Annotated in this window: 15 protein-coding genes and 1 pseudogene; 4 read left to right on the top strand and 12 right to left on the bottom strand. The window is 67.7% G+C overall.

Features of this window, described 5'->3' with window-relative positions:
* Nucleotides 1-34: 34 nt before the first annotated feature.
* The 8 genes and pseudogenes from IE92_RS0100950 to IE92_RS0100910 form a co-directional block, all read right to left on the bottom strand.
* A complete protein-coding gene (locus IE92_RS0100950; RefSeq protein ID WP_051701452.1) occupies nucleotides 35-1,003 on the bottom strand; it encodes a sugar kinase in 969 nt (322 codons plus the stop codon).
* On the bottom strand, nucleotides 1,000-1,767 hold the full coding sequence (locus IE92_RS0100945; protein WP_081863775.1) for a bifunctional 4-hydroxy-2-oxoglutarate aldolase/2-dehydro-3-deoxy-phosphogluconate aldolase: 768 nt from the start codon (nucleotides 1,765-1,767) through the stop codon (nucleotides 1,000-1,002). The genes IE92_RS0100950 and IE92_RS0100945 overlap by 4 nt, the downstream gene beginning before the upstream one ends.
* A gap of 360 nt (nucleotides 1,768-2,127) precedes the next feature.
* A pseudogene (locus IE92_RS0100935) lies at nucleotides 2,128-2,682 on the bottom strand (CE1759 family FMN reductase); the annotation flags it as partial.
* A 46-nt stretch (nucleotides 2,683-2,728) separates the two neighbouring features.
* On the bottom strand, nucleotides 2,729-3,919 hold the full coding sequence (locus IE92_RS0100930) for an LLM class flavin-dependent oxidoreductase (protein ID WP_081863773.1): 1,191 nt from the start codon (nucleotides 3,917-3,919) through the stop codon (nucleotides 2,729-2,731).
* Nucleotides 3,920-3,997: 78 nt separating this feature from the next.
* Nucleotides 3,998-5,329 carry a hypothetical protein gene (locus tag IE92_RS0100925; RefSeq protein WP_030143002.1) on the bottom strand — a complete coding sequence of 444 codons (1,332 nt, stop codon included), beginning with the start codon at nucleotides 5,327-5,329 and terminating at the stop codon, nucleotides 3,998-4,000.
* Nucleotides 5,326-6,435, bottom strand: coding sequence for a hypothetical protein (locus tag IE92_RS0100920; RefSeq protein ID WP_030143001.1), 1,110 nt, complete (start codon nucleotides 6,433-6,435; stop codon nucleotides 5,326-5,328). The genes IE92_RS0100925 and IE92_RS0100920 overlap by 4 nt, the downstream gene beginning before the upstream one ends.
* Nucleotides 6,436-6,440: 5 nt before the next feature.
* Nucleotides 6,441-7,778 (bottom strand): hypothetical protein, encoded by a 1,338-nt coding sequence (locus IE92_RS0100915; protein WP_030143000.1) that lies wholly within the window; start codon nucleotides 7,776-7,778, stop codon nucleotides 6,441-6,443.
* Nucleotides 7,775-9,007: a hypothetical protein gene (locus IE92_RS0100910; RefSeq protein ID WP_030142999.1), complete on the bottom strand. Its 1,233-nt coding sequence runs from the start codon at nucleotides 9,005-9,007 to the stop codon at nucleotides 7,775-7,777. The genes IE92_RS0100915 and IE92_RS0100910 overlap by 4 nt, the downstream gene beginning before the upstream one ends.
* Before the next feature lie 146 nt (nucleotides 9,008-9,153).
* Between IE92_RS0100910 and IE92_RS0100905 the strand changes: the two genes are divergently transcribed.
* Both IE92_RS0100905 and IE92_RS0100900 read left to right on the top strand, forming a co-directional pair.
* Nucleotides 9,154-9,594: a helix-turn-helix transcriptional regulator gene (locus tag IE92_RS0100905; RefSeq protein ID WP_030142998.1), complete on the top strand. Its 441-nt coding sequence runs from the start codon at nucleotides 9,154-9,156 to the stop codon at nucleotides 9,592-9,594.
* A gap of 13 nt (nucleotides 9,595-9,607) precedes the next feature.
* Entirely contained in the window at nucleotides 9,608-10,015 is a 408-nt protein-coding gene (locus tag IE92_RS0100900) for a VOC family protein (RefSeq protein WP_030142997.1), read from the top strand.
* 138 nt (nucleotides 10,016-10,153) lie between these two features.
* Here the strand turns inward: IE92_RS0100900 and IE92_RS0100895 are convergent, their stop codons facing one another.
* Entirely contained in the window at nucleotides 10,154-11,545 is a 1,392-nt protein-coding gene (locus IE92_RS0100895; protein WP_245601191.1) for an MFS transporter, read from the bottom strand.
* Nucleotides 11,546-11,780: 235 nt separating this feature from the next.
* On the bottom strand, nucleotides 11,781-12,818 hold the full coding sequence (locus tag IE92_RS0100890; RefSeq protein WP_030142995.1) for an LLM class flavin-dependent oxidoreductase: 1,038 nt from the start codon (nucleotides 12,816-12,818) through the stop codon (nucleotides 11,781-11,783).
* Between the two features lie 152 nt (nucleotides 12,819-12,970).
* Between IE92_RS0100890 and IE92_RS0100885 the strand changes: the two genes are divergently transcribed.
* Nucleotides 12,971-14,383 carry an MFS transporter gene (locus tag IE92_RS0100885; RefSeq protein ID WP_081863772.1) on the top strand — a complete coding sequence of 471 codons (1,413 nt, stop codon included), beginning with the start codon at nucleotides 12,971-12,973 and terminating at the stop codon, nucleotides 14,381-14,383.
* 33 nt (nucleotides 14,384-14,416) lie between these two features.
* Nucleotides 14,417-15,451 carry a GNAT family N-acetyltransferase gene (locus IE92_RS0100880; protein ID WP_030142993.1) on the top strand — a complete coding sequence of 345 codons (1,035 nt, stop codon included), beginning with the start codon at nucleotides 14,417-14,419 and terminating at the stop codon, nucleotides 15,449-15,451.
* A gap of 49 nt (nucleotides 15,452-15,500) precedes the next feature.
* Here the strand turns inward: IE92_RS0100880 and IE92_RS0100875 are convergent, their stop codons facing one another.
* Nucleotides 15,501-16,556, bottom strand: coding sequence for a hypothetical protein (locus IE92_RS0100875; protein ID WP_030142992.1), 1,056 nt, complete (start codon nucleotides 16,554-16,556; stop codon nucleotides 15,501-15,503).
* Nucleotides 16,553-17,056 (bottom strand): hypothetical protein, encoded by a 504-nt coding sequence (locus tag IE92_RS0100870; protein WP_051701449.1) that lies wholly within the window; start codon nucleotides 17,054-17,056, stop codon nucleotides 16,553-16,555. The genes IE92_RS0100875 and IE92_RS0100870 overlap by 4 nt, the downstream gene beginning before the upstream one ends.
* Between the last annotated feature and the right edge of the window lies 1 nt (nucleotide 17,057).

The following is a 17,057-nucleotide window of genomic DNA, read 5'->3' as shown; positions in this document are numbered from 1 at the left end:
AGTCTTCACGGTTGGAGCCCCGACCGGCGTCGGGCTAGCGCTGGACCGGATCGGTCGAGTCGAGTAGGGAGAGCTCGCGGCGGGTCGGCATGCCCTCCCAGTCCCCCGCGACCAGGCAGGCAAATGCGCCGGTGCGCACGGCCGTGTGTAGGCGACGGGCGGGCGACTCACCGGCCAGATACTCGGCCAGGTATCCGGCCACAAACGCATCCCCGGCCCCCACGGTGTCGACCGGGCGGATGGGCACGGCCTCCACATCGAGCACCTCGCCCTCGATCAGCGCATGGGCACCCTTGTCCCCGCGCTTGATGACGACCTGAGCGGGCCCCAGAGCGGCGAGTCCGCGCGCCAGATCGGCGCACTCGCCGGTGCCCACAACCAGCGCGGCCTCATCATCCCCGGCAAACACGATGTCCGCCCGGGTGACCAGCTCGCGCAGAACCTCCCCGGCTTCCTCCGCCGACCACAGCGCCGCACGATAGTTGAGATCCAGGGCCACCGTCACGCCGCGCTCGCGGGCGATATCCACGGCGGCAAACACCGTCTCGCGGGCGCTCGCCGAGAGCGCGGGGGTGATGCCGGTGACGTGGAGCAGTCGGGCGGCGGCGATCCGCTCGGCAGGCACGTCCTCGGGTGTGAGCCGGGAGGCCGCGCTGCCCGCACGGTAGTAGGTGACCCGGGTGTGGTCACCGGTGCGACGCTCCTTGATCATCAGCCCGGTGGGGGCGTGCGGATCGAGGATCGGTACCACCCGCACCCCCTCGGCGGCGACCTCGCGCAGCACCTTTTCGCCGAGACCGTCGTCGCCCACCCGACCGATCCAGGTCACGTCGGTCCCGAGCCGGCGCAGCGCGATGGCCACGTTGGTTTCGGCCCCACCGATGCCCAGGGCAAGCTGATGGGCGGTGGCTAGGGGGCCCGGCGAATCGGTGCGCATCAGCGCCATCGTCTCGCCGAAGGTCAGCACCTCGGTTGCGCTCACGCCCAGATCGTTGCGGGTCATCGGGCGGCCTCGACGCTCGACGGGTTTTCCGCCACCCGCGCGGCGGCAGCCTCGGCAGTCGAGACGTTTTCGGATGCATGCTCCGCGCCAGCGGAGACGGCGGGACGAGCTTCCCCGCGGGCGTCGGCCACGTTGTCGACCAGGCGGCGGGCGCGATCGGTCAGCGCGGCCAGGTCGCCGCCGGCGAAGGCGTCCCCGAGCAGCGGGCCTCCGAGACTCACGGCCGAGGCACCGGCACGGATCCAGGCGGCCGCGTCATCCACGCCGATTCCCCCCGAGGGGACCACCCGAATGCCCGGGAACGGACCGCGCAGCTGCGCGATATAGCCGGGCCCAACCGTGCTCGCGGGGAACAGCTTGACCGCGGCGGCTCCGGCATCCCAGGCCGAGAACAGCTCGGTGGGGGTGAGCCCGCCGGGGAACACGGGCACGCGGCGCGCGGTGGCGGCGGCGATGATGTTGAGGTCGGTGATCGGGGTGACCAGATACGCGGCACCGCCATCCAGGGCACGCCTGGCCTGATCGCGGGAGGTGATGGTGCCGACCCCGATCTCGGCGCGCTCGCCGAAGTTCTTGATCAGCTCGGGCAGGTGCTCAAACACGCCGTCGGTGCTGAGGGTCAGCTCGATCGAGCGCACCCCACCGGCCACCAGGGCCTCGATCACCGGCGCGTATTCGCGCGCGTGCCGGGCACGCAGCACGGCCACAATCGGGGTCTCCGTGAGGATCGGAGACAGCGGGGTGCGAGCGGGGGAAACGGTCATTGCGGGGCCCTTTCGGCGACGGTACCGATAATCGGGACGATATCCCGACTGTGTGGGATGACCCTAGCAGGCGCGCGCGGATACGCACAACGCCGAGGTATCCGAAGGGGATACCCCGGCGCGAGGTGTGAGGCAGGGAGAAATCTAGTGCGGCAGCAGATCCCCCATCGGGACAAAACCACCATCGAAAGCCCGGGAGGCCGCGCCACCCAGCGAGGCGGTGGGTCGCGGGGCGGAGGGGGAACCGCCGGCACGAGCGGTACCGGAGTCGGCCCCTTCCGATCCGGGCACAGCAGCGCCACCCGCAACGATCTCTCCCGCGGCGGACTCCGAGGCGGCCGGCAATTCCCGGAACGAACGCGGCGCGCTACCGGCGAGCTTGCCCGCCAGCTCACGCGCGGCGCGGGCGATGCGGCCCGGCAGACCCTCGGCATCGGTCCCCTGCCCACCCCAGTCGGCGGTTGCCGCGAAGACCCCGGTGGGGACCACGTCGGCGTGCAGGTAGGCGAAGATCGGACGGATCGCATAGTCGATCGCCAGCGAGTGCCGCGGGGTGCCCGCGGTCGCGCCGAGGATCACCGGCGTGCCGGTCAGGGCGTCGCGGTCGATCAGGTCCACAAACATCTTGAACAGGCCCGAGTAGCTGGTGCTGAAAATCGGCGTAACCGCGATCACCGCGTCGGCATCCTCGACCACGCGCAGGGCGTTCGCGAGGGGCGCGGCATGGGTTCCGGTGAGCAGACCGTTCAGCACGTCGGGGGCGATGTGGCGCAGCTCGATGACCTCGATCTCGGCCGCCTCTCCCCCGCGCTCCAGCTCGATTGCGCTCGCGCGGGCGAGGGCATCGGCCAGCTGACGGGTCGAGGAGGGCTCGCTGAGCCCGGCACTAATGACGGCAATGCGACGCGCGGTCATGATCAAACCTCCAGTTCTCGGGGTGCGACGGGTGCGACGAGCGTGCTCAACGGCCCGACTCGGCATCCAGCGAGGCCAGGGTCGCGGCACCCGGTGCGATACCGGTCACCCCGAAACCGGTGTCATAGGTCGGGTCGTTCTGCGGCGCGATCGCCTGGGAGACAGTACCGCTGGCGGCGAGCAGGCTCGCGTGGGTCGGCGCATCGGGCACACCCGGCGCACGCTTGGCGGCGAACTCGCGGCGCAGCACCGGCACAACCTCCTCGCCCAGCAGGTCGAGCTGCTCGAGCACGGTCTTCAGCGGCAGGCCCGCGTGATCCATCAGGAACAGCTGGCGCTGGTAGTCGCCGTAGAGCTCCTGCTGGGCGGCATAGCGGTCGATGACCTCCTGCGGGGATCCCACGGTCAGCGGGGTCTGTTCGGTGAACTCCTCCATCGAGGGGCCGTGACCGTAGACCGGGGCGTTGTTGAAGTAGGGACGGAACTCATCCTTCGCGGCCTGCGAGTTCTTGCGCATAAACACCTGACCACCCACACCCACGATCGCGTGGGCCGCGGGCCCGTGACCGTAGTGCTCATAGCGCTCGCGGTACAGGTTGATCATCTGAGCCGTGTGCTGCTGCGGCCAGAAGATGTTGTTGTGGAAGAATCCGTCGCCGTAGTAGGCGGCCTGCTCGGCGATCTGGGGGCTGCGGATCGAGCCGTGCCAGACGAAGGGGGCGATCCCATCCAGCGGACGCGGGGTCGACTGGAAGCCCTGCAGCGGGGTGCGGAACTTCCCCTCCCAGTCCACGAAGTCCTCGCGCCACAGGCGGTGCAGCAGCGCGTAGTTCTCGATGGCCAGGGAGATGCCGTCGCGGATGTCCTTGCCGAACCAGGGGTAGACCGGGCCGGTGTTGCCCCGGCCCATCATCAGGTCCACCCGGCCGCCGCTGATGTGCTGGAGCATCGCGAAGTCCTCGGCGATCTTCACCGGGTCATTGGTGGTGATCAGCGTGGTCGAGGTGCTCAGCAGGATGCGGTTGGTCTGCGCGGCCAGGAACCCGAGCATCGTGGTGGGGCTTGAGGGCACAAACGGCGGGTTGTGGTGCTCACCGGTCGCGAAGACGTCCAGGCCCACCTCCTCGGCCTTGCGGGCGATGGCAAGGATCGCCTGGATCCGCTCATGCTCGGTGGGGGTCTTGCCGGTCGTGGGGTCGGTGGTCACGTCACCGACGCTGAAGATTCCAAACTGCATGGTGTGTCCCTCTGCTCTCAATCACCCTAAGTATATCCATTTGAATAGATATATGGGTCAACTGCACCCCTCCCGAGTTTATTCCCCGACCCTTTCGCGGCGAGGGTCCCGGGCTCGCGCGTAGTCCCAGAGTGCGTCCGCGGCGAATCCCGAGGCGGCCAGGCGCTCCAGCACCCAGGCGTCTCCGGTGTCCTGTCGACGCAGCACGGTCTCACTCGACACCAGCGCGAGGTACCGCGGCTGGTTGCGCATCAGGTGGGCCGCGGCCACCAGTCCACGCGCCTCCACCGGCAGCTGGGAGAACTCGTCCCGGTCCGATCGAAACACCGCACGCAGATCCGCAGCCCGGCTGCGTGCCCACCCATCGGCGAGCTCGCGATGCAACACCTCCAGGAGGATCGGCTCGGGCTCACGCAGGCTCTCGGGATCCACGGCAGCCGAGTGTTCGCGCGAGGCAAGCTCCCACCCCTCCGGCACCAGGGCGAGGGCCAGCCCGGTTCCGGCCAGGGCGCGGTCCACTTCGATTCCGCGCGGTTCACGATCAAAAAGGTCCTCGGCACCGAGCGGTCCCGCACCATCCATCCGCCCGGGTAGCAGGGTGCGGGTCACGGCGAGCGCCATGTCCCGGTGCCGGATCACGAGCGGGAGAAGCGCCGGAAGCCGCGGGATGCGTGAGGAATCCAGGAGCTCATCGGATTTCACCCAGGCCTCCCCGGTCGCCTGTGTCTGCGCCACGGGCATCTTGTAATAGTCGCCGAGGTACATCAGCTCGTTGGCCACGACTCCCTGGGTGGAGACGCGCGCGGCCGGATTTTCATAGCGGTATGGCAGGAGCACCGCGGGGTTCTCCACCGGGGTGAGACCCGAGGGAAGCGGAAGATCCGCCGGGAGCACACGCAGCCCACGCCGCTGTGCGGTGCCGGATTCGGGGACCGCCACGATCGGGTCTACCAGGTGTGCCCCGAGACGCCAGCGCAGCTCATCGAGGGCCGCCTGCGCGTCGCGCGCGGGAACAAAACCGCCCTCACCGCCGACCGGGCTGGTGCGCCCCTCCAGTGCGAGCACAAGCATCGGACGCGTGTAGCCCGGTGAATTGGCAAACCACACCTCGCTCTTTTCGATCCCGACGCCGCGAACGCGTGATCGGCGCACAATCCGCGGACCCCAGAGGTTCATGATGATCACGTGTCTCCGGGTGACCCACACGCCCCGCAGGAGCAGGATCAGCGCGACCAATACCGCGACAACGCTCCACCAGCCGGGCACACCCTCGGAGTTCTGAATGCCGATCGCCACGGATACGGGAATCGCGATCACGAAGGGCCGGAAAAAGGATCCCGAGCGGCGAATGCGCACAAACCGCTGCTCAAAGGTGGGACCGCGGTGCGTGCCGGTTGTGCCCTCACTCATACTCGGTCCTTTCGCGTGGAATCGGTGGTCAGCAGGCCCAGGGCCCGACTAATCTCGGTGCGGATGCGCCGGGTATCGCCGCTAAAGCTCGTGAGCATCCACATCCGGATCGGGCCGGTGCGGGTGGTGATTCGGATCGAATCGCCCCAGGGCAGCATGCTGCCCACCCGGTCCACCCGGGTGGCTTCCCCGTGGTTGATGATCGTGGGGAAACCAAAACGCAGAAGTAGCACGGTGCCCCCGCGCACAAAGATCCCGCTGCCCAGGACGGAGAGGGCACAGGCGACCATGCAGAACAGGAAGAAAATACCCAGGGGGTACGAGACAAGAACGTCGCCATCATCATCAAGCACGTTGGGATCCCCCACGATCGCGCTCCAAGCCAGGACGCCCGCCAGCGCGGACAGCGGCAGGGCGAAGAACAGTGACATGAGCCCGGTCCCGCTCACCCGCCGCCAGTGTGAGCCCACCGGCGGCGGGCTCATCAGGTGGGTGGCCGGTGCGGTGTCGATGGCGTGGGTGGCTTCTCGTACGTCCGTGCCGATAACCAGATCATCGAGGGCTCCAGGAAACTCCATCACCCGGGAGGGCAGCCCCAGCGCCGCGGCGAGCGCGCTCAGCGCGGTGCGGGCGCGTCCTCGCCGCACTGCCGCCGTGGGGAAGATTAGCCGAGCGTTCGAGACGCCCAGCCCCAGGGTGAGCGAGCGCACCCGATCCCGCGGGGAGCCCCACGCCAGCACCCGCCAGGCCGAGTGCGCCGTGGTCGAGACACGGACGATATCCGCCTTGGCGAATCGCTGGGTGGAGAACCATGAGCGCACCAGGATCAGGTCGCCGGCATCCCACACCCCGACAAACGGGGCGCGCAGGATGAGCGGCGCAAACACCGGGAGGAGGGCGAACAGCCCACCCTGAACCGTGTCAAGAATCGTCTCGGGATCCTCATAGTCAATGGCCATCAGGCAGAAAATTCCCACAAAAAACAGATACGTCACCAGCAGACCCAGCCGCGCCGGCGCACCGGTCCCCGGGATTCGACGCCCCAGCCAGGCGACCCCGCGCGGCGTGCGCGCGATGCTCGGCGGTGCGGACAGATTGTCAACCACGTGTTCTAGTCCTCCTGAGGTTCCACGACCGTGCGCGGGATGGGTGAAAGATGGGGGCGGGACATCGCCACGGGCACGGCTTCGGCACCGAGTGTGGCCACATAGTCCCAGAGGGTGGGGGCCGCATAGCCGTCGTCGATCAGGGTGTTGAGCATCCAGTCCTCATCGCGCTCCCGTTCGATGATCGCGGTATCGGCATCAACGATCGCCAGGCGAAAGCGGTCCAGGTCGTCACGCTCGGCCAGCAGGAACGTGGCGGCAATCAGGCCCTGTTCGGCCTGCGGGATCGGGCGCAGCAACGCGCTGGTCGCCTCGATCGCCTTCGCCTCGGTCTCGTCCCAGATCGGGCTGAGCCCGTCGATACGAGCCAGCCGCTCCGCGTGCAGCTCGGCGATCAGCGTCTCCGGCGACGGGGAGGTCGGAATCCGCACGGACCCCTGGGTGTCCGCCGGGCACAGCACCCAGCCCGAGGGAACAACCCTCAGGCCGAGACCGCGGCTGGCCAGTGCCCGCTCCACCGCGGTCAGGCTGGGCTCGTATTCGAGAATCTCCGTGGCGCTCGCCACACCGGCCGCATCAAAATACCCGGGCAGCAGCGTTCGGACCACGGCGAGCGCGAGGTCTCGGTGCTGGATGATGAGCGGACGCACCCGCGGAAGGTGGGCAATCCGCTGCGTCTGAACCCCCGCTTGCGGATCCGTCCAGGCGTCCGACGACAGCTCGACCTGCAATGGGATGAGGGCGCGGGCGGTGTCGAGGTCCACGGGCAGCACCGGCGAATCCTGTTCCCACCCGTCCCGGGCGGGCGGCGCAGCGAACGAGGCAGGGCTCAGGAGTACCGGTTTTCCGGCACCATCGCGTCCAAATACCGGGTCGCCCAGGTTGTCGGTCAGTCGCCAGACCAGCTCCTGATAGGCGTCGAGCACCGAGTCTTCCTCCACGAAGGCCGCTTCGACCCGCACCGGACGTCGGCGTCCCTCGATCTCCAACCCGAGGAAGGTCCGCTCCTGGGCGAATCGAGACACCCAGATCACCCGCGTATCCACGTACACCCGGCGAATGTGCGAACGCCTAAACACCAAGACGCCCCAGATGTTCACCAGCACCACGTGAGAGCGGGTGATCCAGACCCCGCGAGCGAGCACCCACACTCCCGCGAGCACGCAGAGAATGGCCACCCAGTCGGGCAGGAACCAGGTTCCCCGCGGGACAACCACGAAGCTGATGATCAGCCCAAGCAGGGCCAGGGTGAGGAGAATGCGATAGAGGGCACCGGTGCCCTGGATTCGCACAACATGGGGAACGTAGCCGGGGCCGCGCGGCGGCGCTGCGACGGGGCTCATGCGGATACTCCATCCGGGTGAGTGCCGGGAGATGCGTGGGTGCCCGGAGCCACGTTGGGGCCGGAAGGCTGTTCGGTGCCGAGAGACCGTTCGGTGCCGAGAGACCGTTCGATACCGGAAGACGGTTCGGTGATGGGAGTCGCGGTGAAGTCGGCCCGGGTACCCGCGCCTGGGTCGGTGCTGAGCGGGAGGCCGAGCGCCGCGCTCACCTCGTCCCGAATCCGTGCCGAGTGCGCGGGAAAATGCGCGTGCCGCAGCAGGGTGATCGCGCGACCCGACCGGGTGATGGACAGGGTCTGCCCCCAGGGGAGCAGGACGGGTGCAACATCCACGCGGGTGGCCTCGCCAAAACGAATGATCGTGGGGAATCCCAGCCGGAACATCAGCACGGTGTCGCCGCGGATGAAGAGCCCGGTGGTGAAAAAGCGCACCACCAGGAAGATCGCGGGGGCAAGACACAACCAGCCCAACGCGGTCGATCCGACGGTCACCGCCTGGTGCGATACGGCACCGGAACACAGATCCCACCCGATCAGGAATAACAGGCCCGCCCAGGGCAGGGTTTGCAGCCCCGAGAGCGTGCCGGTTCCGCGCACCCGATGCCAGCGTGCCGGGCCGGCCGGACGGGGACGAACAAGCCTGCTCTCCGCGGCCCGAGGCCCATCCAGAACCCCGCGCACGTTTTGAGCCACCGCACGCTCGCGCACCGGATCGGGAAAACCCGCGATCAGCGGCGGTAGGTCGCACGCTTCGGCGAGGAAGAGGAGCGCCTCGGGGATTCGACGACCAAACAGGACGGTCCCCGCCATCGGCCGCGAGTTCTGCGCCGTCCCCAACCCAAATTCCAGCGCGGCCAGCCGCACGGAGGGCCCGCCGATCACCGACACCCGGGTGATATCGATCCGAGCGAAGCGTCGGGTGAGCCACCAGGAGCGCACCAGGACCGCGTCGCCACGAACCCAGACACCGCCGATCAGCGCGCGCAGCACAAGGAGCAGCATGGCCACCCAGACCACACCGATCCCGTGGGTCCCGAGAAAGGCCAGCGGATTTCCGGGCTCCTCGGCGAAGAACCAGAGCAGCGCGCTCGCCCCGGTCAACGGGACAAATAGACAGGCAAGAAACAGTCGGGCGGGATTTCCGGTTCCGGGAACGCGAACGCCGAGCCCCAGAGGACCGCGCGGATACTCGTCCGTGGGTCGCCGATTCGAGGCTGCCTGCTGCTGCATGCTCCGGTCCCCCACGATTCAGTCCACCATTTCCATCCACGCCCGTGCGCGGGATAGCTGAATTTTGGCGGGAAGTGCGCCACGTCCGCAACCGAAACGCCCGGGTTTTTATGACGTTCGATATGTGGGCGTGTAAGGATGACGGTATGAGCGGCACACCCGAGGAGCAGAAGCGGCTGCGCGACATCGTCACGATGCGTCGGGTGCGCGACCGGATCGACCGCGAGCACGCCCAACCACTCAACGTCGAGGAGCTTGCCCGCGGCGAACACATGTCCGCCGGACACCTCAGCCGGGAGTTTCGCCGGGTGTACGGGGAATCGCCGTATTCGTACCTGATGACCCGGCGGATCGAGCGGGCCATGACCCTGCTGCGCCGCGGGGACCACAGCGTCACCGAGGTGTGTTTTGCCGTGGGATTTACGTCGCTCGGGACCTTCAGCACCCGCTTTACCGAGCTGGTCGGGGTGGCTCCCAGCGTGTATCGCCGCGACCAGTCGCAGGCGGCCGCGGGCATCCCGCACTGCCTGGCCAAGCAGATCACCAGACCGGTCAGGAATCAAGAAGCGCGTGACGACAACGCCTAACTAGCATGGCGTTATGACCCTCACCATTCAGAACGCATTCCTGCCCCACACCGACGGCGAAGCCGCCCTCGGCTTCTACCGCGACCTCCTCGGTTTCGAGGTGCGTCAGGACGTCGGCTACAACGATCTGCGCTGGATCACCGTCGGACCGGTAGACCAGCCCGGCACCTCGATCGTGCTGCACCCGCCCGTTGCCGACCCCGGCGTCACCGAGGAGGAGCGCCGCGTGGTGCTCGAACTCATCGCCAAGGGTGTGTATACCGCGATCACCCTGTCCAGCGATGATCTCGACGCGCTGTTCGAACGCCTGGCCGCCGCCGGAGCCGACGTCATTCAGGAGCCCACCGACCAGCCCTATGGGGTGCGTGATGCGGCGTTCCGTGACCCCGCCGGCAACCTCATCCGCATCAACCAGGCCTAACCGCGCGACCCGGCACAGCGCCCACCCGGGCAGACCCGGCCCGTCATCTCATCCGCATCAATCAGGCCTAGCTCCACCCATAAAAGCAGCCCGTTCCGGATCCCGGAACGGGCTGCTGTGCTGTGACGAAAACCGGCGCTAGGCGGCGGGAGCGGGAACCTTCGCGAGTTCCTCGGTGAAGTCATCGATCGACTGGCCGCGACGATCATGCAGCTGGAAGGCCGCGATGGCCGCGATCACAAACGCGGTGGCCAGCACGATAAACACCGTGGGCAGGCCCGCGGTCTTGGCGAGGGTCGGGACAATCAGCGGGGCGATGATCGAGGCGATCCGTCCGAAGCCCGCGGCCCAGCCCGCCCCGGTTCCGCGCAGCTTGGTCGGGTAGAGCTCCGGGGTGATCGCATACAGCGCGCCCCAGGCACCGAGGTTGAAGAAGGACAGCAGCATCCCCGCGGCGATGATCTGCCATTCGACCGTCGCCAGACCGAACAGGGTCGCGGCAATGGCCGAGCCGATCAGGAAGATCGCCAGGGTGCGGTTACGACCCCACTTCTCCACCAGATAGGCCGAGGCCGCATACCCGGGCAGCTGGGCGAGGGTGATGATCAGCGTGTAGGTGAAGGACTGAATCAGCGAGAAGCCGGAGTTCACCAGCAGCGTGGGAATCCACACAAACGCCCCGTAGTAGGAGAAGTTCACGCAGAACCAGACGGTCCAGAGGGCGATGGTCTGCCCACGGCGAACCGGGGCAAACAGCGCGGCGAGGCGTTCCCGGGCGGGAACGGGAGGCTCCACGGTCGCGGTTTCGGCCGCGGCATCGGTATCGGATGCGGCCGGCAGCGTGCTGAGGTGCGGGGCATCGATCCCCGCCGAACGCTCGAACCGGCGCACGGTGTTCTCGGCCTGCAGGTTCCTGCCGCGAGACTGGAGGAAGCGCACCGATTCGGGCATTCCGAAGCGGATCACGGCCGCATAGATCGCCGGGACCGCACCGATCAGCAGGGCCCAGCGCCAGCCGTCATCCCCGGCCTTGACCACGAAGTAGCCGATTACGGCGGCGGCGATCCATCCCACCGCCCAGAAGGCCTCCAACAGCACGATGATGCGGCCGCGAATGCGCGGCGGCGCAAACTCACTCACCAGGGTCGAGGCCACCGGCAGCTCGGCACCGAGGCCGAGACCCACCAGGAAGCGCAACGCGATCAGCGCGCCCACCGACCACACCAGTGCCGAGGCGCCGGTGGCCAGGCCGAAGATCAGCAGGGTGATCGCGAAGACCTGGCGTCGACCGAACCGGTCGGCCAGCAACCCACCCACGCTGGCCCCGATCGCCATGCCCAGGAAGCCCACCGAGGCGATGATCCCCTGCTCACCGGATTCGAGCTTCCACTGCTGGGTGAGCGCGACGATCACAAACGAGAACAGTCCCACATCCATCGCGTCCAGCGCCCAGCCCACGCCCGATCCATACAGGAGCTTGCGGTGTTCACGGGTGAAGGGGAGCGCGTCGAGGCGGTCTAATCGAGTCATGGAGGCCATTTTGCTCGCATTTGACCCCGCGATTTCGTGGTTTTTGCCCGCAAAAACGGCCCCGCACCGAGTTAGTGTCACTCGGACCACAACGGGGCCGTTCCTGACTTATCCCGCGAATTGCGGGCGATCACGCCGGCCGAGTGGTGACTTAGTGTCACCCTCAACCCAGTTAAAGTCATCTCAACAATAACTCGCGCCCATGCTCGCCTCGGCGTGTCGCGCGGGGTGTGCGCTAGCGATCCAGCAGACGATCCGCCAGCAGTTCGAGCGTGCGAATCCGCGCGGGGGCACTCTCGAGGTCGGTGGCCGAGTCCTCGGCGGTGGCCGGGGCGATCATGACCTCGTCCACGCCGAAGCGGTCGGCGAGGGCCTGGATGCGGGACGCCACGGTGTCGGCGTCGCCGATGATCCAGTTCTGACGCATGCCCTCGACCACGCTCTGCTCGATCGGATCGAGCTCCACGGCGATCGCCTCGTCACGGGTGAGCCCCTTGGTCATGGGCTTATTGGTGCGCATTCGCGCCATCATGATCATCTGCGACAGCGCGCGCTCCTCCGCCTCCTGGGCGGTATCGGCGGCCACCGCGGTCACGGTCATGAAGGTGCGCGGTGCCTCCTCGGCACCGGGACGGAACTCGCTGCGGTACACCTGCATCGCCTGATCCGGGACGGTTCCCCCGAAGTGATTGGCAAACACGTAGGGCAGGCCCTGGGCGGCGGCGAGGCGCGCGGAGTAGTCGGAGGATCCGAGCAGCCACAGGTCCGGGCTACTGGCAGCATCCGGGGTCGAACGTAGCCCGTACTCGCGGCCGCTGGAGAGGGACACCTCGATGCCGTCGCGCTCGAGCAGGCCCTGGATCTCCTGGATCGAACGCGGGAACGTGTTCACATCGCTGGTTGCACCCGAGCGGTTGAGCACGGCGGTGACCACCGGGTCGCTGCCCGGGGCACGGCCGATGCCCAGGTCGATCCGGTTCGGATAGGCGGCCTCCAGCAGCGCAAACTGCTCGGCCACCACGAGCGGTGCATGGTTGGGCAGCATTACGCCGCCCGAGCCGACTCGGATGCGCTCGGTCTGCGCGGCGATCAGGCCGATCAGCACCGGCGGGTTGGTGGATGCCACCGAGGGCATGTTGTGGTGTTCGGCCAGCCAGTAGCGGGTGAACCCCGCGGCGTCGGCCCAGCGGGCTACCGATCCCGCCGCTCGAAGCGCCTGAGAGGTGGTCTGTCCCGTGCGTACCGCCACCAGATCCAGAATTGAAAGTTTCACTGCCGTCCCTTCGTATGTGCGCGACCCTCGCGAACCACACCCTCGGTATAAGCCACATCCATCGCACGGAATTCCCCGCCGCCCAAAGTGGTCGTGATGTCCACCGTGACACGCCACCTCAAAGTGTCCGGGCCGCGGACTAGGCTTACCCCATGCCCGCGGATCCACAGACCTCCCCCATCCCCCTGCCCACCGAGACCGGTCAGGATCCGCTTCCGCACACCCCCGGCTCCCCCAACGACCCCCACGAGGATGCCCCACATAAGCATCGCGGCCTCTTCCTGGACCTGGAACCGCTGCGCTTCAGCCCGGCGTTCGCCCGACTCTGGGCGGGCTCGGCGATCACCGCCATCGGCGGCCAGCTGACCATCGTCGCCGTGGGCCTGCACATCTTCGACCTGACCCACGACACCTTCGCCGTCGCCCTGGTGGGTGTGGTTGCGCTGGTTCCGATGATCATCTTTGGGCTCTACGGCGGGATGCTCGCCGACGCGGTGGACCGTCGTAAGCTCGCGCTGGCCGCCGCCTCGGTGACCTGGGTGTCCACGGCAATCATCGCGATTCTTGCCTGGACCGGCTCGACCACCGTGTGGCCGCTGTACGTCCTGACCACCCTCAACGCGGTCTCCTCGACCGTGGTGGGCACCTCCCGGGCGGCGATCCTCCCCCGCATCCTGCCCGCCCGACTACTGCCCGCGGCCTCGGCGCTCGGCGGCATCTCGATGGGGGCCGCGGTGACCGTGGGGCCGATGCTCGCCGGTGTGCTGGTCGCGACCGTCGGGGTTCCGTGGACCTACACGCTGGACCTGGTGCTGTTCCTCGCCGCGTTCTGGGGCATCGCCTCGCTTCCGGCGATCGTGCCCGATGGGGCATCCCGCAAGCTGCCGGGGCTGTCGAGCCTGGTGGACGGATGGAACTTCCTGCGCACGGCCCCCAACGTGCGCGCCTCGTTTGTGATCGACATCATCGCGATGACCTTCGGCCAGCCGCGCGTGATCTTCCCCGCGGTGGGCGCGTTTCTGCTGGGTGGCGGACCGATCACCGTGGGTGTGCTGACCGCGGCGTCCGCGGTGGGCACGCTGGTCAGCAGTGTGTTCTCGGGACCGCTGGGACGCGTGCGCTATCAGGGGCGCGCGATCGCCTGGGCCGTGGCCGCCTACGGTGCCTGCATGGGCCTGTTCGGGCTGGTGCTCGGTGTGGTGACCTGGACCGGCAACGCGCGCGTGGGCGACCTGTTCGCGGATGCCTACATCCCGGGGCTGGTGCTCGCCGCGCTGGCACTGGCCGGCTCCGGTGCCGCCGACAATGTTTCGGCGATCTTCCGCAGCACCCTGCTCCAGTCGGCGGTGCCCGACGGGGTCCGGGGACGACTCCAGGGCCTATTCACCGTGGTGGTCACCGGCGGGCCGCGCCTCGGCGACCTCTACATGGGTATCATGGCCTCGCTCCTGCTGGCCTGGGCCCCGCCTCTGGTGGGCGGCGTGGTCATCATCGCGCTGGTCTACGTGCTGGTGGCCACCCAGCGGAGCTTCCGTCACTATGACGCACTCCATCCCGTGCCCTAGCGTCTTTTATATAACGGGTGAAAGAATTGGGGCATGACTACGGAAAGCATGCTCCCGTTGAACCAGCGGATCACCGCACCCACCCAGCTCTCGCTGCCCACCGGCTTCGAGGGCGTCACCTGGCGTCCGGCCACCAGTGCCGACCTGCCCGCGATCCTGGAACTTGATCGCGCCGTGGAGGCCGTGGACGATCCGCGCCACGTCACCACGTTGGAAGCCCTCACCGTGGACTTTGCCGCCTCGGGTTTTGATCCCGAAACCGATTCCCTGCTCGCCGAAACCACCGACGGCACCGTTGTCGCCTACGGCACCTCCCACGCCGAGCCCGAGGCCAGCAGCGTGGTCAAGGCGCATATCCCGGGGGCCGTGCATCCCGATCACCGCGGCCGAGGACTTGGTACCGCGCTGCTCGATTGGCAGGAGGCTCGCGCCGCTCAGCACCTGGCGGCCTCCGAGCTGAGCGTGCCCGGGTGGTTCTCCACCGGGGCCTCCGAACACGCGACGAGCCCGCGCGGATTCCTCACCTCTCGCGGGTACGGGGAACGGCGCTGGTGGATGGAGCTCACCCGGGATCTGAGCGCGCCCATCCCCGAGCTTCCGCTGCACGCGGATGTTCGATTGGAATCGCTCACCGACAATCTCTCCGAGGCCACCCGCCTGGCCTTCAACGATTCGTTCCGCGATCACTGGGGATCCCAGCCGACCAACCGGGAAGATTGGGAGAAGTACGGCGCGGTCTCGACCCTGCGCGGGGACCTGTCGGCTCTCGCGGTCACCCCCGAGAACGAGGTGGCCGCGCTGGTCATCGTCTCGGTGGATCCCGCCCAGTGGGAGGCCGCCGGCTACACCTATGGCTACATCGATCTGGTGGCGACCCGACGCGACTGGCGAGGCAAGGGCCTGGCCAAGTCACTACTGGCTCAGGTGCTGCGCAACCTGAAGGCCGAGGGCCTCGAACGCGCCGCCCTGGATGTGGACTCGGAGAGCCCCACCGGTGCACTGCGTCTCTACCAGTCCGTCGGCTTCGCCCCCGAGGCAAAATCGGTTTCGCTCGTGCGCGAGTTCTAGATCGGACGGCAAAACGGCTCGGGTTCTTTCGAACCCGAGCCGTTTGCGTCTAGTCGCCGGTGGGAAGCCTGCGCAGGTGGAAGCCATCGGGGAGACGGGTGGTGCGGGCATAGTGCCGAAAGATCTCGAAGGCCTCGGCGGAGGTGAACAGCTCACCGGGGAAAACCTCAATCCGTCCTGGTCCCCCGTTGAAGGTCAGGCTCAGCGGGGGCGCACCCTCAAAATAGTCCCCGAAGAAGCGGGGATCGGTGCGACCGATCGCCACCAGATGCGTCGCGCCGTCGGCATCCACCAGGCGCGCAAAGAGGGTCAGGGCGCTCGCTGAACCGAGCGCCGCGAGGTAGCGCGGTCCGTGAAAATCGGGGTCGATCGGGCGCAACGGTGCCTCGGGCTCGTTGCGTCGCAGCCGGAATCCCCAGCGCCAGTCGCCATCAAGCTTTTCCAGTCCGAACCCGACCTTGTCCTCGGGTTCCAGGCCCGGGCCATCGATGGGTTCCTCGGGTTCCGCGTTGGTTTGCACCCAGTATGCGGTGGCCGAGGGTTCGGGTTCCCGCCCGCGCGCCAGCTCAAACTGGCGCTGAGGATCGGGTCGGATGGCGCGTGACTCGACAACTTCCGGAGCTCCCTCCACGCGTGGCCACCGCACCTCCCGGAGCAGAAACCCATCGGGGATCCACCCGGTGGCGATGTAGTGGGAGTACACCACCGCGGCCTCCTCGGCCTCAAACACCTCGTGGGCATACACGCTGGTGCCCCCACGCCCACCGAAGAAGGAAAGCTCCGTGTCGGGGTCCCCGCGATAGCGTCCACCGCGGTGTCCCAGCAGGTACTGCCGCGCCCGACCCTCATCGTCCACAAACCGAATGTCTATCGTCAGCCGCCCACGTGCACCGGCGCTCTGCAGGTACGCGGCGGTCTCAGTGCCCCAGATCAGGTCCAGATAGTGGACTCCGGGAGGGCGACGAAACAGCAGGATCGTCGATTGGTCGTCGCCGTCGAGGCGGCGCAGCAGCCGCCGGATCTCGTCGCCGAGGGGCTGATCTCGGTCGCTGAGGGCCGCGGTGTCCTGCGCATTGGCTTTCACGAGGTGGGTGATGTGGCTCATGATGTGCTCCCTGAAGTGTGTTGGCCGGGCCCATGGGTATCCAGCGGCCGTAAAACGTAGTCGGCTGGAACCCGATCGGTGTGGAAATAGTGGTCGTAGATGCCCGCAGCCTCCGCCGCATCAAACACCTCGCTGGGATAGACCCACACCGCCGCCTCATCCGAACGGTACGGGATCGAGACGGCGGGTTCCCCCGTATAGTCGCCGTGCGGGCGTCCCACCGCATAGCGCCGGGCGATCCCGTCATCCTCGATGAATCTCACCTCGATGACCATCGCCTGGGCGCTTCCCGCGCTCTGCATGTACGACTGCGGAACCCGATCGAGATCGATGTCCATCAGGTGCACCCCCTCGGGCCCACGCCAGAGCGAGAACGCCCAGCGGGAGTCGCCGTCCAGCAGATCAAGGAATCGTCGAATCTGCGCGGCGTACGGCCTGCTGACGCTGGTGAGCGGGCCGACGGAGGCGCCGTTTGTGGTGACCAGATGTGTATCGTTCATG

It is taken from the genome of Mycetocola saprophilus, assembly GCF_000718085.1.
Classification (GTDB): Bacteria; Actinomycetota; Actinomycetes; order Actinomycetales; family Microbacteriaceae; genus Mycetocola; species Mycetocola saprophilus.
This window is presented reverse-complemented; position numbering and strand designations above follow the sequence as displayed.

Coding starts and splice junctions, on each gene's coding strand:
- IE92_RS0100950 (WP_051701452.1), bottom strand. CDS start 1,003: ATGACCCGCAACGATCTGGGCGTGAGCGCAACCGAGGTGCTGACCTTC.
- IE92_RS0100945 (WP_081863775.1), bottom strand. CDS start 1,767: ATGACCGTTTCCCCCGCTCGCACCCCGCTGTCTCCGATCCTCACGGAG.
- IE92_RS0100930 (WP_081863773.1), bottom strand. CDS start 3,919: ATGCAGTTTGGAATCTTCAGCGTCGGTGACGTGACCACCGACCCCACG.
- IE92_RS0100925 (WP_030143002.1), bottom strand. CDS start 5,329: ATGAGTGAGGGCACAACCGGCACGCACCGCGGTCCCACCTTTGAGCAG.
- IE92_RS0100915 (WP_030143000.1), bottom strand. CDS start 7,778: ATGAGCCCCGTCGCAGCGCCGCCGCGCGGCCCCGGCTACGTTCCCCAT.
- IE92_RS0100910 (WP_030142999.1), bottom strand. CDS start 9,007: ATGCAGCAGCAGGCAGCCTCGAATCGGCGACCCACGGACGAGTATCCG.
- IE92_RS0100905 (WP_030142998.1), top strand. CDS start 9,154: ATGAGCGGCACACCCGAGGAGCAGAAGCGGCTGCGCGACATCGTCACG.
- IE92_RS0100900 (WP_030142997.1), top strand. CDS start 9,608: ATGACCCTCACCATTCAGAACGCATTCCTGCCCCACACCGACGGCGAA.
- IE92_RS0100895 (WP_245601191.1), bottom strand. CDS start 11,545: ATGACTCGATTAGACCGCCTCGACGCGCTCCCCTTCACCCGTGAACAC.
- IE92_RS0100885 (WP_081863772.1), top strand. CDS start 12,971: ATGCCCGCGGATCCACAGACCTCCCCCATCCCCCTGCCCACCGAGACC.
- IE92_RS0100880 (WP_030142993.1), top strand. CDS start 14,417: ATGACTACGGAAAGCATGCTCCCGTTGAACCAGCGGATCACCGCACCC.
- IE92_RS0100875 (WP_030142992.1), bottom strand. CDS start 16,556: ATGAGCCACATCACCCACCTCGTGAAAGCCAATGCGCAGGACACCGCG.
- IE92_RS0100870 (WP_051701449.1), bottom strand. CDS start 17,056: ATGAACGATACACATCTGGTCACCACAAACGGCGCCTCCGTCGGCCCG.